8 protein-coding genes are annotated in these 15,801 nt (G+C 73.2%); 6 read left to right on the top strand and 2 right to left on the bottom strand.

The annotated features are described in order from the left end of the window. Nucleotide 1: 1 nt before the first annotated feature. Nucleotides 2-1,390 carry a condensation domain-containing protein gene (locus O7608_RS12290; protein ID WP_289210079.1) on the bottom strand — a complete coding sequence of 463 codons (1,389 nt, stop codon included), beginning with the start codon at nucleotides 1,388-1,390 and terminating at the stop codon, nucleotides 2-4. A gap of 237 nt (nucleotides 1,391-1,627) precedes the next feature. On the opposite strand from O7608_RS12290, the gene O7608_RS12285 reads away from it, so the two are divergent. The 5 genes from O7608_RS12285 to O7608_RS12265 all read left to right on the top strand — a co-directional run bounded on the left by O7608_RS12285 (nucleotide 1,628) and on the right by O7608_RS12265 (nucleotide 13,819). Beyond that, nucleotides 1,628-7,219: a non-ribosomal peptide synthetase/MFS transporter gene (locus O7608_RS12285; protein WP_289210078.1), complete on the top strand. Its 5,592-nt coding sequence runs from the start codon at nucleotides 1,628-1,630 to the stop codon at nucleotides 7,217-7,219. After that, nucleotides 7,216-8,772: a class I adenylate-forming enzyme family protein gene (locus tag O7608_RS12280; RefSeq protein ID WP_289210077.1), complete on the top strand. Its 1,557-nt coding sequence runs from the start codon at nucleotides 7,216-7,218 to the stop codon at nucleotides 8,770-8,772. Before O7608_RS12285 ends, O7608_RS12280 begins: the two co-directional genes overlap by 4 nt. A 17-nt stretch (nucleotides 8,773-8,789) precedes the next feature. Next, the gene (locus O7608_RS12275) at nucleotides 8,790-12,206 is read left to right on the top strand and encodes a non-ribosomal peptide synthetase (RefSeq protein ID WP_289210076.1); all 3,417 of its coding nucleotides are present in this window, start codon (nucleotides 8,790-8,792) and stop codon (nucleotides 12,204-12,206) included. A gap of 106 nt (nucleotides 12,207-12,312) precedes the next feature. Then, nucleotides 12,313-12,558 (top strand): acyl carrier protein, encoded by a 246-nt coding sequence (locus O7608_RS12270; protein ID WP_289210075.1) that lies wholly within the window; start codon nucleotides 12,313-12,315, stop codon nucleotides 12,556-12,558. Between the two features lie 58 nt (nucleotides 12,559-12,616). Then, nucleotides 12,617-13,819, top strand: a complete 1,203-nt coding sequence (locus O7608_RS12265; protein ID WP_289210074.1) for a PP2C family protein-serine/threonine phosphatase — start codon at nucleotides 12,617-12,619, stop codon at nucleotides 13,817-13,819. 27 nt (nucleotides 13,820-13,846) lie between these two features. Here O7608_RS12265 and O7608_RS12260 read toward each other — a convergent pair whose 3' ends face one another. Beyond that, complete coding sequence (locus O7608_RS12260; RefSeq protein ID WP_289210073.1) at nucleotides 13,847-14,740, bottom strand: helix-turn-helix transcriptional regulator; 894 nt, start codon at nucleotides 14,738-14,740, stop codon at nucleotides 13,847-13,849. Between the two features lie 169 nt (nucleotides 14,741-14,909). Here O7608_RS12260 and O7608_RS12255 point away from each other — a divergent pair, with 169 nt between their 5' ends. After that, the gene (locus tag O7608_RS12255; RefSeq protein ID WP_289210072.1) at nucleotides 14,910-15,770 is read left to right on the top strand and encodes an SDR family NAD(P)-dependent oxidoreductase; all 861 of its coding nucleotides are present in this window, start codon (nucleotides 14,910-14,912) and stop codon (nucleotides 15,768-15,770) included. Nucleotides 15,771-15,801: the final 31 nt, after the last annotated feature.

Genomic DNA, 15,801 nt, shown 5'->3' with positions numbered 1-15,801 from the left:
CTCAGCCGCGCCCGCCGGGCTGCCAGGGCCAGCCGACGTCACGGTGGGCGGCCTCGATCAGCAGCCGCTCCAGGTCCCGCAGGTAGGGCTCGACCGTCTCCGGTGGCAGGAACCGGCTGTCCGCGCTCAGGGTGAGCCCGACGGCGTCCGGGGCGTCCACGACGTGGATCAGCCGGTGCCAGGAGGCGACGTCGAGCCCGTCGGTCCAGCTGAAGGTGCTGCGCTCGGCGGCGGCCCGTAGCTGAGGCTCGGACCGCTCGACGACGTCGTCGAGCGCGTTGCCTGCCGGCAACCGTACGTCGTTGAAATAGTAGTGCGGGAGAAATGCCGTGGTGTAGTCGTACCCCATCGTCTCGAAATTCTTTCGCATCGCTGCGGTGTCGTAGTAGGCGTGCGAATAGCCGTCTAGCGCGACCCGGTAGATCCGTGGTAGCAGCTCGAAGAAACTCGGCCGGTCGGCAACATCAAGGAAACAGAAGCCGATCTGTCCAAGATTGGCCACGGCGTCGACGTACTCGGGTCGGAATCGGTTGTGCGCCATGTTGAACAAACCGCAGACCTGCCGGTCGGTCGCGCCGGCGGCGAGCGCCGTGGACGCGGCGAGCAGCACCGTGGAAACGCTGGTGCGATGCGTGGCGGCGATCATCCGGGCGGCGGTGGCGACGGCCGGCGAGACCAGGGTGCCCCGGCGCAGCCGGGGGGTGAGCTCGGGCGCCACCTGGTCGAACGGGGTGCCGGCCAGCCGCTCGTACCGTCGGGCCCAGTACGCCACCGCCCGGTCCGACCGGGCCTGGTCGGGGCCGTGCTGACGGCGTGCCACGTCCAGCGACTGCAGCCCTGCGGGGGTGCGCAGGTCGCCCCGGAGCAGAATCAACCGCAAGTCACGCAGGACCACGTCGACCGCATAGGCGTCCACCGTGGAGTGACTGAAGATCAGTACCAGTTGGCGTACCCGATCGTCGACCTGGACCACGGCGAACCGCACCGGCCACTCCCGCGCGTGGTCGAACGCGACGTCGCCGAGGCGGCGCATCAACCCGGCGGCGGCCTCGCTGCCGTCACCGGCACCGGCCACGACCAGAATCGGCACCTGCCCAGCGGCGGCGACCTCCTGGCGGTCGGTGCCCTCCGGAGTCGGGCAGACCCGGGTCCGCAGCCCGGCGTGCCGGCCGACCAGGGTGCCGATCGCCCGCGCCACGCTGGTCAGGTCGTCGGGTGCCCGGCGGGGCACCGCGAGCACCCGGCGCAGGTTGAGGAACAGGTGCTGGGTCTTCGACAAGGTGGCGGCGCGCCACATCACCTGCTGGGCCCAGGTCATCGGGCCGCGGTCGGTGCGGCCCGCGTGAAACTCGGCGTGGATCAGATCGTCCATGGCCCACTCGGTGGGCACGACAGCATCCGCGAATCGCATTCCTGACGGTACGACGGCACGACGTGCAGCGAATCGATCGTTCGTCTGCACCACCTTGCACCAAAAGTTGATTCCCATGTCTCGATGACGCAAGTCAGGCTGATGGTTCATGACGAGAGATTGAGGGCGGCCTGGGTGACGAATCTTGACCTACCAGCGCAGGACATCCCTATTCAATCACACGTGATTCAGCACCGAAAAGGGCAAAGTCCGACTTTGTCGTTCGGCCAGGAGCGAATCTGGTTCACCGAGCAGCTGACCCCGGGCACCGCCGGCTACGTGGTGCACAGCACCGTACGGGTGCGCGGGCCGCTCGACGCCGGGCTGCTGCGCGCCGCGCTGGACACCGTCGCCGCCCGCCACGACAGCCTGCGCATGCGGTTCACCGAGAGCCCCGACGGTGAGCCGCAGGTCGAGGTGGTGCCGGAGGTCGCGGTGCCGTTCACGGTGACCGACGCGGTCGACGAGGCACACGCCCGGCGGCTGGTCGACGACGCCGTACGGTCGCCGTTCGACCTGGCGGCCGCCCCGCTGCTGCGGGCGCTGCTGGTCCGCCTCGGCGAGGGCGACCAGGTGCTGCACGTCGGGATGCACCACATCGTCAGCGACGGCTGGTCGCTGAACCTGCTGCTCACCGAGGTCGCCACCCTCTACGGCGCGCTCACCGACGGCCGGCCGGTGCCGCCACCGCCGGCCATCGACTACGTCGACTACGCCCGCTGGCAGCGCGACCGGGCCGACGGTCCGGCCGCCGAACGGGAGCTGGCGTACTGGACGACGACGCTGGCCGGGGTGCCGGCGCTGGACCTGCCGACCGACCGGCCCCGGCCGGCGGCGCAGTCGTACGCCGGTGACGTACACCGGTTCACCGTCGACGCCGAGCTGACCGCCGGGCTGCGCCGGCTCGGCCGCACGCACCGCAGCACCCTCTACATGATCCTGCTCGCCGGCTGGCAGTCCGTGCTGTCGCGCTACAGCGGTCAGCGGGACTTCGCCGTCGGCTCCCCGGTCGCCGGCCGGGTGGTGCCGGAGGTGGAGAACCTGGTCGGGCTCTTCGTCAACACGGTCGCGATCCGCGCCGACCTGTCGCGCACCGACGCCGCAGGCGAGCGCGGTGCCGTTGGGCAGCGCGGCGACGGCGACAGCGGGGAGCCCGGCGCCGACGACGGGGAGCCGAGCTTCGCCGAGGTGCTGCGGCGTACCCGCCGCCGGGTGCTCGGGGCGCTCAGCCACCAGCAGGTGCCGTTCGAACGGCTGGTCAAGGAGTTGAACGTCAGCCGCGACGTCAGCCGGGCACCGGTGTTCCAGGTGCTGTTCACGTTGCAGAACTACGGGCGGGCGCAGAGCCGGTGGCCGGCGGGGATCGAGACCGCGGCGTTCGGCAGCGACGCCGCCGCCGCCCGGTTCGACCTGTCGCTGTACGTCAGCGAAACCGACGACGGGCTGCTGCGGGCGATGCTGGTCTACGACACCGACCTGTTCGACGCCGCGACCGTGGCCCGGCTCGCCGGCCACTACCAGGCGCTGCTGCGGGCCGCCGTGGCCGCACCCGACCGGCCGGTGGTGGACCTGCCGCTGCTCGACGCCGCGCAGCGGCGGGAGCTGGACGGGTACGCGACCGGGCCGGTGCCGCCGGCAGACCGGCCCCGCCCGGTGACCGCCGGGGCGGCCACCCTGGCCGACCTGGTCACCCGGCACGCGGTGGCCGCCGGGCAGGCGACGGCGGTGGTCTGCGGCGACGACCGGATCAGCTACGCCGACCTGGACCGGCAGGCCAACCAGCTGGCCCACCACCTGCGCGAACACGGGGTACGCCCCGGCCGGGTGGTCGGCGTCTGCCTGGAGCAGTCGGTGCAGCTGGCCGTCGCCCTGCTCGGGGTGCTGCGCGCCGGTGGCGCGTACCTGCCGCTGGATCCGGAGCAGCCGACCGCCCGGCTGGCGCTGATGCTCGCCGACGCCGCGCCGGCCGCCGTACTGACCAGCACCACCGTGCGTACCGGGCTCGGTGGCGACGCGGCGCCACCGGCGGTGGCGGCCGCGATCTGCCTGGACCGGATCGGCCCGGAGCTGGCGCGTCGACCGACGCGCCCACCGGACGGCGGTGCCGGCGGCGACGACCTGGCGTACGTCATCTACACCTCCGGCTCCACCGGGGTGCCCAAAGGGGTCGCGGTCGCCCACCGGCCGGTGCTCAACTACCTCGACGGCGTCGCCGAACGGTTCGCCGTGGTGCCGGCCGCCCGGTACGCGCTGCTGCAGTCGCTGTCGTTCGACTTCAGCGTGACGGTCTTCTACCTGGCGCTGGCGACCGGCGGCTGCGTGCACCTGGTGCCCCGCCGGTGCACCGGCGACGAACTCGCCGAGGTGCTGCGGTCCGACGCCATCGACTACCTGAAGATGACCCCGTCGCATCTGCGGGCGTTGGCCGCCGAGGCGGGCACCGCCCGGCTGCTGCCCCGGCGGGCCCTGATCCTCGGCGGTGAGGCGGCCGACCTGGCCTGGGCCGCCGAGCTGGCCGGGCACGGGGTGCCGGTGTTCAACCACTACGGCCCCACCGAGGCGACGGTCGGCGTCACCACGTACCGGGTGTCACCCGACGAGCGGGGGCCGGGCAGCGTCCCTATCGGACGGCCGCTGCCGTACGCCCGGGTGTCCGTGCTCGACACCCGGATGCGGCCGGTGCCGGTCGGGGTGCCCGGCGAGATCTACCTCGGCGGCGACCGGCTCGCCGAGGGCTACCTGCACCAGCCGGAACTGACCGCGCAGCGGTTCGTCGACGACCCGTCCGGTGCCCCCGGCGACCGGCTGTACCGCACCGGCGACCTCGGCAGATGGCGCGCCGACGGCAACCTGGTCTTCCTCGGCCGCACCGACCACCAGGTCAAGATCCGTGGCTACCGGGTGGAGCTGGGTGAGGTCGAGACGGCCCTGCGGGAACTGCCCGGGGTCCGGCAGGCCGCCGCGCTGCTGCGCGACGACCGGCTCGTCGGCTACCTGGAACGGGCCGACCAGCCGGCAGCGCCCAGGGCCGACCCACCGGCCGCCCCGGAGCCCGCCGAGCTGCGTCGGCTGCTCGCCGACCGGCTCCCGGACCACATGATCCCCGCCCGGTTCTGCTGGCTGGACCGGCTCCCACTGCAGGACCACGGCAAGGTCGACCGGGCGGCACTGCCGGAGCCGTCCGACGGGCCACCCACCGGGGCGTACGTCGCGCCGCACGGCCCGGTGCAGACGATGATCGCGGAGATCTGGCAGGCCGTCCTGCAGGTGCCCCGGGTCGGTGCCACCGACGACTTCTTCGACCTGGGCGGACACTCCCTGCTGGCCACCCAGGTGATCGCCCGGCTGCGCCGGCAACTGCCGCAGGTCCGCCCCGACGTCGAACGGCCGTCGGTCACCGTGATGGACCTGTTCCGGCACCGGACCGTACGTGACCTCGCGGCGCTGCTTACCGACGGTGCCGCGCGGGCCGACGGCCTGCTGCACGAGCTGACCGCCCCGGTGACCACCGGACGGCCGGTCGCGACCCTGGTCTGTGTCCCGTACGGCGGTGGCAGCGCGGTCGTCTACCAGCCGCTGGCCGACGCCCTGCCGCCCGGATACCGGCTGTTGTCGGTGGCGATGCCCGGTCACGACATCGGCCTGGCCGACGAACCGGCACCGATCGAGGAGATCGCCGACGGGGTGGTCAGCGAGATCCTCGACCGGGTCGACGGGCCGGTGATCCTGTACGGACACTGTGGGCCGGGCGGCGCGGTCACCACCGAGGTGGCCCGCCGGTTGGAGGCGGCCGGTCGGGACCTGACGGCGGTCTACCTCGGCGCGGTCTTCCCGTTCGGCCGCCCGAGCGGCGGCCTCCTCGGACCGCTGCTACGGATGCGCCTGGTGGACCGGATCCGCAGTGACCGGATCTACCGGACCTGGTTGCAGGCGCAGGGCACCGCGGTCGGGTCCCTCGACCCGGACGAGATGGCGTTCCTGATCCGGGCGATGCGCCACGACGCGCAGGTCTCCGAGGAGTACTTCACCGCGCTGCTGCGTGACCGGGTCACCCCGCTGCGGGCCCCGGTGATCTCGGTCGTCGGCGAGCAGGACCGCAGCACCGACTTCCATCAGGAACGGTTCCAGGAGTGGCACTTCCTGACCGACCGCACCGCGCTGGCGGTGATCGACGAGGCGGGGCACTACTTCCTGAAGTACCGGGCGGCGGAGCTGGCGTCGATCGTCACCGGCAGCCACCTCGGCCTGTCCGACGCCACCGCCGACGGACCACGATCCTCCGGCCCGGTGCCGGCGGACAACTCACCGGCCGACGACTCCCCGGATCCGGGGTGGCGGCTGGTGGCGGTCTCCGACCGGGGGGCGGCGGCCGCCGTCAGCACGGCAGCCACTGCTCCCGCCACCGGCGATACCGCCGTCGGGTCCCGTACCGCCGCCGGGCCGCCCACCGACCAACCGGCCGGGCCGCCGCCCAGCCTGCGCCGGTTCGGCCTGGTCGCGGCCGGCCAGATCATCACCACCACCGGTACGGCACTGACCAACTTCGCCGTACCACTGTGGATCTATCTGGAGACCGGCTCGCTGGCCCGGTTCGCGCTCTTCTCGATCGTCAGCCTGCTGCCCGGCCTGCTGCTCGCGCCGCTGGCCGGGGCGGTGATCGACCGGACGAGCCGCCGGCGGGTGCTGCTGGCCGCGAGCGTCGCCGCCGGTGGGGCCAAGGCGGTGATGGCCGGGCTGCTGCTCACCGACCGGGCCGAGATCTGGCACTTCTACCTGCTGGTCGGCTGGCTGTCGGTGGTGCTGGCGTTCCAGCGGCTGGCGTTCGTGTCGGCGGTGCCGCAGCTGGTGCCCAAGCGGTTCCTCGGCCACGCCAACGGGGTGACCCAGACCGCGCTCGGGCTGACCCAGTTCATGGTGCCGCTGCTCGCGGTCGGCGCACTCGAGGCGGTCGGCCTGGCCGGCATCATGGTCATCGACGTGACCGCGTACCTGTTCGCCATCGCGGTGCTGATCGCCATCCGGTTCCCCCGCACGTTGGCGCTGCAGCGACGGGAGAGCCTCGGGCAGGAGATCCTCGGCGGGTTGCGCTACTCGCTGCGCCGCCGCGAGTTCCGCAGCATGCTCGCCTTCTTCGCCGCGCTGAACCTCTTCCTGTTCCCGGTGCTGTTCCTGCTCTCGCCGCTGGTGCTCGGCTTCGCCGACCTCGCCGAGGTGGCGCGGATCGCGCTCACCGGCGGCGTCGGCGCGGCCCTCGGCGGCCTGGTGATGCTGGTCTGGGGCGGGCCGCGCCGGTACCGGATGCGGGCCGTGCTGATCGGCACCCTCGGCATCGCAGTGGCCTGCGTGGTGACCGGGCTACGCCCGAGCCTGCTGGTCATCGGCGCCGGAGCCTTCGGCATGTACTGCGCGTTGGGCCTGGTCAACGGCATCTACAACACGATCATCCAGATCAAGGTGCCGGCCCGGTTCCACGGCCGGGTGTTCGCCCTCAACCAGATGGTCGCCTGGTCGACGATGCCGCTCGGCTGGGGGGTGATCGCGCCGCTGGCGACCGCCGTACTGGAGCCGCTGCTGATGCCCGACGGCGCGTTGGCGACGTCGGTGGGCGCGGTGATCGGCGTCGGGCCGGGCCGGGGCATCGCCCTGCTGTACGTCGTGTTCGGACTGTGCATCGGGCTGACCGCCGTCGTGTCGCTGCGGACCCGGGTGTTGTCCCGCTTCGACGACGAGGTCCCCGACGCGCCCCCGGACGACCTGGTCGGCATCGAGGTCCGACAGGCCCGACTGGCTGCCCGGAGCGCCCGGTGACCGCGCCCGTGCGGACCGTACCGGAGCTGCTCGACTGGCGCTGCTCCGTGCACCCCGACCGGGTCGCGGTCGAGGTGCCCGGCGTCGACCAGCTGACCTTCGCGCACTGGCGGCGCGACGCCGGACGGATCGCCCGGGCGCTGCGCGACGCCGGGGTCGGTGCCGGCGACCGGGTCGGACTGGTCTTCGGTGCCCGCGACTGGACCGGGTACGCGGTGGCGTACTGCGGCGTGCTGCACGCCGGGGCGGTCGCGGTGCCACTGTCCGACCGGCTCGCACCGGGTCAACTGGCGTACGCGCTGGGACACTGCGACGCCCGCTGGGTGATCCACGGAGCACGCATGGGCGACGGATCCGGGTCCGGACCGGGGTCCGCGTCCCGATCCGGGCCCGTCGCCGCGCCGGTGGTGCCGGCCGGGGTGACCGTCCGGTCCGTCGCCGACCTGCTCACCACCGACGGGACGGAACCGTCCGGTGCCGCCGATGAGGGCGGCGTCGGTCTGCCGCACCCCGGTGACCTGGCGCAGATCCTCTACACCTCCGGCACCACCGGCCGCCCCAAAGGAGTCGGTGCCAGCCACGCGAACCTGGTCGCCGGGGCACCGACCCACCCCCGCCGGCTGGCATTGGCGCACTCGCAGCGGTTCCTGCACGCGTTCCCGATCGGCACCAACGCCGGGCAGACGATGCTGTTCAACGCGATGACCGCGAAGGCGGCGGCGCTGACCCTGCCCCGGTTCACCCCGCTGCGGTTCGCCCGGCTGATCCCCACCGCCGGCACCCTGTTCCTGGTGCCGTCGATGGCGATCGAACTGCTGGAGTCCGGCGTACTGGACGACTGCGACACCTCCGGGGTGGCGCTGGTCGGCTCCACCGCGGCGGCACTGGCCCCGGCGGTGGCCGCCCGGCTCGCCGCGGCGTTCCCGGCCGCGACGATCGTCAACTACTACTCGTCGACCGAGGCGGCACCCGCGCAGACCGTGATGATCTACGACCCGGCGCGGCACGCCGCAGTCGGCCGGCCGGTCGACGGCGCGCTGCGCATCGCCGACGACCAGGGCCGCCCGCTGCCGCCCGGCACGGTCGGCGAGGTCTGGCTGCGCTGCGCCCATCCGCGCGCCTACTTTCGCGACGACGAGGCCAACCGGGCCACCTTCCGGGCCGGCTGGGTACGGATGGGCGACCTCGGCCGGCTCGACGACGACGGCTACCTCTACCTGACCGACCGCCACCAGGACGTGATCAAGTCGGGTGCGTACAAGATCTCCACCCTGGAGGTGGAGGCGGCGCTGCACGAGCATCCCGCCGTCGGGCAGGCGGCGGTCGTCGCCGTACCGCACCCGGTGCTCGGGTCGGCGGTCGCCGCCGTCCTGGTGGCCCGCCCCGGCAGCGACCCCGCCGCGCTGCGGCTGCCGGCGGTGCGGCAGTTCCTCACCGGCCGGCTCGCCGACCACCAGCTGCCGGCCCGGCTGGTGGTGACCGACGCGTTGCCCCGCAACGAGGCCGGCAAGGTCCTTAAACGACAACTGACCGCTCTGTTCGACCTGAAATGACCACCAGGAGGAGTTCCGTGGGCATCGCCGACGCCACGTACGCACAGCACGCTGTCTGGTTCACCGAACAGGCCGGGGTGGCCGGTACGGCGTACCACATGGCTCTGGGGGTGTGGTTCGGCGACGGCCTGGACCGGGCCGCGTTGGCCGCCGCCTGCGATGCCGTGGTCACCCGGCATCCGATGCTCGGCTGCCGCGTCGACGAGGTCGACGGCGTACCGCGACTCGTGCCGGCCGCCCGACGGCCGCAACTGACCGACGGCGACCCTGCGGTCGACGCCACCGACCCGGCCTGCGTCGCCGCCGAGATCGCCCGGGCCCACGACCTGCGGACCGGTCCGCTGGCCCGGTTCGGCCTGCTCGCCGGCACCGACGGGCGGCACCTGCTGCTGGTCACCGCCCACCACCTGGTGTTCGACGGGATGTCCAAGGACGTGCTGGTCCGCGACCTGGCGGTGGCCTACAACGCGGCGCGGGCCGGCCGGCCTGTCCGGCTGCCGGCCCCGGACGATCCGGCCGGTCGGGCGGCCGACGGTCCGGCGGACGCGGTGCCGGCGGCCGGCCCGGCGAGTTGGGCGACGGCGGAGCGTGACCGGGTCGCGGCCGGGATCCCGGCCGCCCGGGCCCACTGGGCCGCTCACTGGTCCGGACCCGGCGGCGTCGTCCTGCCCGGTCTCACCCGGGTGCCGGTCGCCGCCGAACCTGGTGCCAGCATTCCGGTCACCCTCGACGCGGACCTGGTCCACGGGCTGGACCGGGCCCGCCGCACGCTCGGGGTGACCCGTTTCGAACTGTTGCTCGCCGTCGTGCTGGCCGTGTTCGACCGGTACGGCAACCGGCAGGTGCCGGTCGGCGTCGGACTGTCCACCCGCACGCCGGGCACCGCCGACGAGATCGGGCTGTTCGTCAACGAACTGCCGGTGTGCGTCGCCGTCACCGACGGCGGCTTCGGCGACCACGCGGCGGCCGTGCGGCGGCAGGTCCGCGCGTTGAACGCGATCCGGTCGGTGCCGTTGGCGCAGGTGGTCACCGGCCTGCGCCCGGCACCGTCGGTCACCCCGGTGTCGGTCGGCTACCGACGACGCGGCGCGGCGCCGGTGTTCGACGGCGTACCGAGCAGCGTCGAATGGTCACTGTTCTGCGGAGCGGCCCGCAACGCGCTGCACCTGCAGGTCGTCGACGGACCCGGATCCGGATCCGGATCCGACGGCGGGTCCGACGGTGGCGGCGATGGTGGCGGTGGCGGGTCCGACGGTGGCGGCGGAGGCGATGCCGCTGTCGGTCTGGTCGAGCTGAGCCTGCAGTACAGCCCGTCGGCGATCCCCGCCGACGCGGTCGCCCGGATCGGCACGCACCTGCGCATCATGCTCGCCGCCGTGGTCGCCGACCCGCACCAGCCGGTCCACGGCCTTCCGTTGCTGTCCGCCGACGAACTCGACCAGGTGACCCGGGTGTTCGCCGCCGGCGACCGGGGCCGCCCCGAACCCGCCACCGTGCCGGAGCTCTTCGCCGCGCAGGTGCGCCGGGATCCGGCGGCGGTCGCGGTGATCGACGGCGACCGGCAGCTCAGCTACGCCGAACTGGACGCCGCCAGCGCCCGCCTCGCCGCGATCTTCCGCCAGTTCGGCGTCGGGGCGGGGTCGCTGGTCGCGGTGGCGCTGGACCGGTCCTGGCAGGCGATCGCCGCGCAGCTCGCCGCCATGCGCTGCCGCGCCGGGTACGTGCCGGTCGACCCCGGACATCCACCCGTACGGCAGACGATGATCGTCGGCGACGCCGAACCGGCGCTGCTGGTCACCACGGCCGCCGTGGCCGCCCGACTGCCGACCGGCGTCCCGGTGCTCGCCCTCGACCGGACCGAGCCTGCCGACGGTAGCGAGCCTGCCGACGGTAGCGAGCCTGCCGACGGTGGCGACCCGGGCGCCGGTGGCGACCCGGGCGACCTCGCCGGACTGCCCGACCTCGCCGGACTGTGCGTCCTGCCCGGCCCGGTGGAGCCGACGCAACGGCCCGGGGCCGACGACGTGGCGTACGTGCTCTACACCTCCGGCTCGACCGGTCGTCCCAAGGGCGTGGTGGTGCCGCACGGTGCCCTGGCGCACCTCGTGCAGGCGATGCGCGACCGGTTCGGTGGCGGCCCCGGTCACCGGTGGCTGCAGTTGACGTCACTGTCGTTCGACATCAGCGCGGTGGAGATCTACCTGCCGTTGACCACCGGTGGGACGGTGGTGGTCGCGACCGGGGTGAGCGCCCTGGACGGTGCCGGCGTGCTGCGGCTGGTCCGCCAGACCGGCGTCACCCACCTGCAGGCGACACCGTCCGGGTGGCAGGTGCTGCTGGCGGCCGGCCTGGCCGACCCGCTGGTCGCGGTCACCGGCGGCGAGGAGCTGCCGGTGCCGGTGGCCCGCCAGTTGCGCGCGCGGGTGGACCGGCTGGTCAACGGGTACGGGCCGACCGAGGCGACGATCTACGCGACGATGGCGGAGATCCCGCCCGATCCGGCGGCGGTGACGATCGGGCGGCCGCTGCCGCACACCGCCGCGTACCTGCTCGACGAGCGTGGCCGGCCGGTGCCGGTCGGCGTACCGGGTGAACTGGTGCTCGGCGGGGCCGGCGTCGCCGCCGGCTACCTTCGCCGGCCGGAGCTGACCGCCGAACGGTTCGTGACCGACCCGTTCGCCGCCGGGGACGCCGCCGCCCGCTGCTACCGCACCGGGGACGTCTGCCGGTGGCTGCCGGACGGACAGATCGAGTTCCTCGGCCGAGCCGACGACCAGGTCAAGATCCGCGGCCACCGGATCGAACTCGGCGAGATCACCGCCCGGCTGCTGGAGCATCCGTCGATCGCCCAGGCGGCGGTGCTGCTGCACACCGGGACGGCACCGGACGACGGCAGCGCCGTGCCGGACGACACCCGCCAGCTGGTCGCGTACCTCGTCCCGGCCGGGACGGCACCGACCGTGACGCAGCTGCGCCAGCATCTCACCCGGACGCTGCCAGCGGTGATGGTGCCGGGTGCCTGGGTGCTGCTGGACCAGCTGCCCACGGGCCCGAACGGCAAACTCGACCGCGCCGCCCTGCCGGCCCCGACCCGCGACGTCGCCGGCCGGGCGCCGACAGACCCGGAGACGGTGGTACCGACGGACCCGGAGACGGTGGCGCCGGCGGCGGACCCCGCCGCGACAGACCCCGAATCGGCGGACCCGATCGTGGCCGAGATCCGGACGATCTGGCAGGACGTGCTGCAGATCCCCGAGATCGGTCTGCACGAGGACCTGTTCGACCTGGGCGGGCATTCGCTCACGGTCACCCGGATCAGCAGCCGGATCCACCGGCGGCTCGGCGTCGAGGTGCCGTTGGAGACCTTCTTCGACGCCCCGACGATCGCCGAGATCGCCGACGTCGTCCGCGACGCGGCCACCATCCGGGCCTGACACCTCCGGCGGCCTGACACCTCCGGCGGCCCGAGACCTCCGGTGCCCGACACCTCCCGCGCCTGATCCGACGGTCGGGCACCGGGCGAGAACGAAAGGAACGACGATGGACGACGTACGGCTGCGTCGCCGGGTCGCGGACCTGGTCAGCGACGCCACCGGCGGCGACGTGGCGGCCGAGCAGGTCCTCGGCGGCGGATCGCTTGTCGCTCTGGGGCTCGACTCACTCGGACTGCTGCGGCTGGTCGACGCGATCGAGTCCGAATTCGGAGTCGAGGTCGAATTCGACGGCGCCGACCGACCGGTCGACACAGTGGACGATCTGGTGCAGGCGGTACGGGCCGCCGCGTGACACGCGTATCGCCGCTCTTCGTTGCGGCCCCGACCGACTGCTGGACTAGGCTGCGGACGTGCAGGCCGAGGGCGAAAACGCGGGTGAGCGCCTCAAACGTATCGAGGCGGTGACCGACCCTGCCCTGTCCGGACTCAGCTTCGACGCCCTCCTCGTCGAGTCACTGGCCAGGACCGGCCAGTTGCTCCACGTCGACACCGCAGCGGTCTGCCTGCTCGACGCCCACTCGCAGCAACTCGTCACCGCCGCCGCCTGGGGCATCGAGGCGTTCCACGGTCACCCGGTGCGGCTGCCGCTGCGTCGCGGGTACGCCGGGCAGGTCATGTCGTCCGGGTCGGCGGTGCGGCTGGCCGACCCCGACGACGACAGACTGGCCCACCCCGGGCTGCGCGCCCAGGGCATCCGGTCGCTGCTGGCGGTCCCGGTCACCATCGGCGGCAGCGTCACCGGCGTACTGCACGTGGCGAGCCGGGAGCAGCGGATCTACCGGGCCGACGACGAACAGATGTTGCGTCTCGTCGCCGACCGGATCGCCATGGCCAGTCAGGCCCGGGAACGTCAGGTCGACCGCACCACCACCGTCGCGCTGCAGCACGACCTGCTCCCCACCGACCTGCCGACGGTGCCGGGTCTGCAGTTCGCGGCCCGCTACGTCGCCGGGCACGACGTCGGGGTCGGCGGCGACTGGTACGACGTACTGCCGCTGCCGGACGGCTGGGTCGGGGTCGCGATCGGCGACGTCACCGGACGGGGCCTGCACGCCGCCACCGTGATGGGCCGGCTGCGCAGCGCACTGCGCGCGTACGCTCTGGAAACCACCGACCCGGCCGACGTCCTCGCCCGACTGGACCGCAAGGTGCAGCACTTCGAGCCGGGGATGATGGCCACCGTCTGCTACGCCACCATCGACCCCACCGCCACGGTGGTGTCGATGTCCACCGCAGGGCACCCGCCACCGGTGGCGGTCGACGGCGACGGGGCACGTTGCCTGCAGGTCCCCGCCGATCTGCCGTTGGGCACCCGGATCGACCGGCCGCGTCGGGTCAGCACCGTCGACCTCACCCCCGCCTCCCTGCTGTTCTTCTTCACCGACGGGCTGGTGGAGCGCTGCGGGCCGACGATCGACAGCGGGCTGCGGCAGGTATGCGAGGCGATCACCGCGTCGAGCGCCGAGACGGCCTGCGTATCGGTGATGAGCGCCCTGGTCGACGGCCGGCCGCTGGTCGACGACATCGCGATGCTCGCGCTACGCCGCGACTGACCACCACAGGCACGGCTGAGGGCCGGCTCAGGCAGGACCGGGAACAGCGCGCGTGGGCTTCGGCCGCGGGTTGGTCTGCTGATCGGTCCAGAGGGCGAGCAGACGCAGGTTGTCGTGTGACGGGCTGCCCGGGTCGGTGGTGTAGATGAACAAGGTCTGGTCCGCGTCACCGGGCAGCGCCAACGCTTCGTACCGGATGGTGATGGGGCCGACCACCGGGTGGACCATCTGTTTGGTGCCGTGGGTGCGTTCGTGCACCTGGTGGCCGTTCCACCAGGCGCGGAACTCCGGGCTCTTGATGGTCAGTTCGCCGACGAGTTCGGTGAGCTGCGGATCGTCGGGAAATCTGCCGGCGTAGAGGCGCAGCGTGCCGGCCACCTCGGCTGCCACGGTGGGCCAGTTGAGGAAGGCGGCGCGGGCGTCGGGGTCGAGGAAGAGCCACCGGGTGTAGTTGCGGTGCTTCGGCGGCAGGCGGGTCCAGTCGGTGAGCAGGGCGCGGGCGAGGGCGTTCGAGGCCAGGACGTCGGTACGCCGACCGATGACGAAGGCCGGATGGTCGGTCATCGAGGCGATCAGCTGCGCCATGGCGGGCCGGACCCGCTGCGCCGGGATCCGGACCGCGGTGGCGCGGCGGCGGGCCGGGCGGGCCAGGTCGGTGAGGTGGGTACGGGCTGCGGCGTCGAGTTGAAAGACCCGGGCCAGGGCGTCGAGAACCGCCTCCGACGGGCTGGCGTGCCGGCCCTGTTCCAGGCGGGTGTAGTAGTCGACGCTCACTCCGGCGAGGTGGGCGACCTCCTCGCGGCGCAGCCCGCGTACCCGCCGGCCGCTCTGACCGGGCGGGACGGCGAGGCCGGCGGCTTCGGGCGTCATCGCGGCCCGACGTCTTCTCAGGAAGTCACCGAGGTCCGCGTGTCCCGCCATCTCCCCATGATTGCCGCGCCGCCGCCCCTGGTGCCAGCGCCAGGGTGGGCATGCTGTTCCCAGGCAGAGCTGGGCTCGGCAGACGGTGTCGAGGGTCTGGAACGCGGCGGCAGCATGGTGCCCGTCCCCCGACCGGAGGGACGCCGACACACCGACAAGGAGACACACCGTGCCGTACCCCACCACCGGACCCGCGACCTGGTTCGTCACCGGCGCATCGCTCGGGCTCGGCCTCGAGCTGGTCAAGCAGTTGCTGGCGCGCGGCGACAACGTCGCGGCGACCACCCGCTCGACCGCACGGCTGACCGCGGCCCTGGAGTCCATCGACACGTCGCGGCTGCTGGCTCTGCCGGTGAACCTCGCCGACGAGCAGGAGGTCGTCGACGCCGTGGCGGCGGCCACCGACCGCTTCGGCGCCATCGACGTCGTGGTCAACAACGCCGGCTACGGCCTGCTCGGCGCCGTCGAGGAGATCAGCGACACCGAGGTACGGGAGCTGTTCGACGTGCAGGTCTTCGGGGCGTGGAACCTGCTGCGCGCCGTCCTGCCCGGGATGCGCGTCCGCCGCAGCGGCCACGTCATCAACGTCTCGTCGATCCTCGGGCTGACCGCGTTCCCCGGCTGGGGCGCGTACTGCGCCGCCAAGTACGCGTTGGAAGGTCTCACCCAGTCCCTGGCCGGCGAGGTCGCCGATGCCGAAATCCGGGTCAACCTCATCGAACCCGGTTATCTGCGCACCGACTTCCTGCGCGCCAGCCTGCGCCTGCCCGGCCGGACCGCCGACGGATACGCCGCCATCCGCGAGATGACCGACGCCCACCTGGCCATGCCCGGCACCCAGCTCGGCGACCCGGCGAAGGCCGCCACCGCGATCATCACCGTCGCCGAGACCGGCACGGCGCCCCTGCACCAGATTCTCGGATCCGACTCGTACGGCCTGGCCACGGCCCGCGTCCAGAGCCTGACCAGGGACATCGAGACCGGCCGGCCGCTGGCCGTCAGCACCGACATCACCGAGACGGCCGGGTAGCCGACGGCAGGTCTTGTCCCCCGCGCGAGCT

This window comes from Solwaraspora sp. WMMA2056 (genome assembly GCF_030345095.1).
Classification (GTDB): Bacteria; Actinomycetota; Actinomycetes; order Mycobacteriales; family Micromonosporaceae; genus Micromonospora_E.
This window is presented reverse-complemented; position numbering and strand designations above follow the sequence as displayed.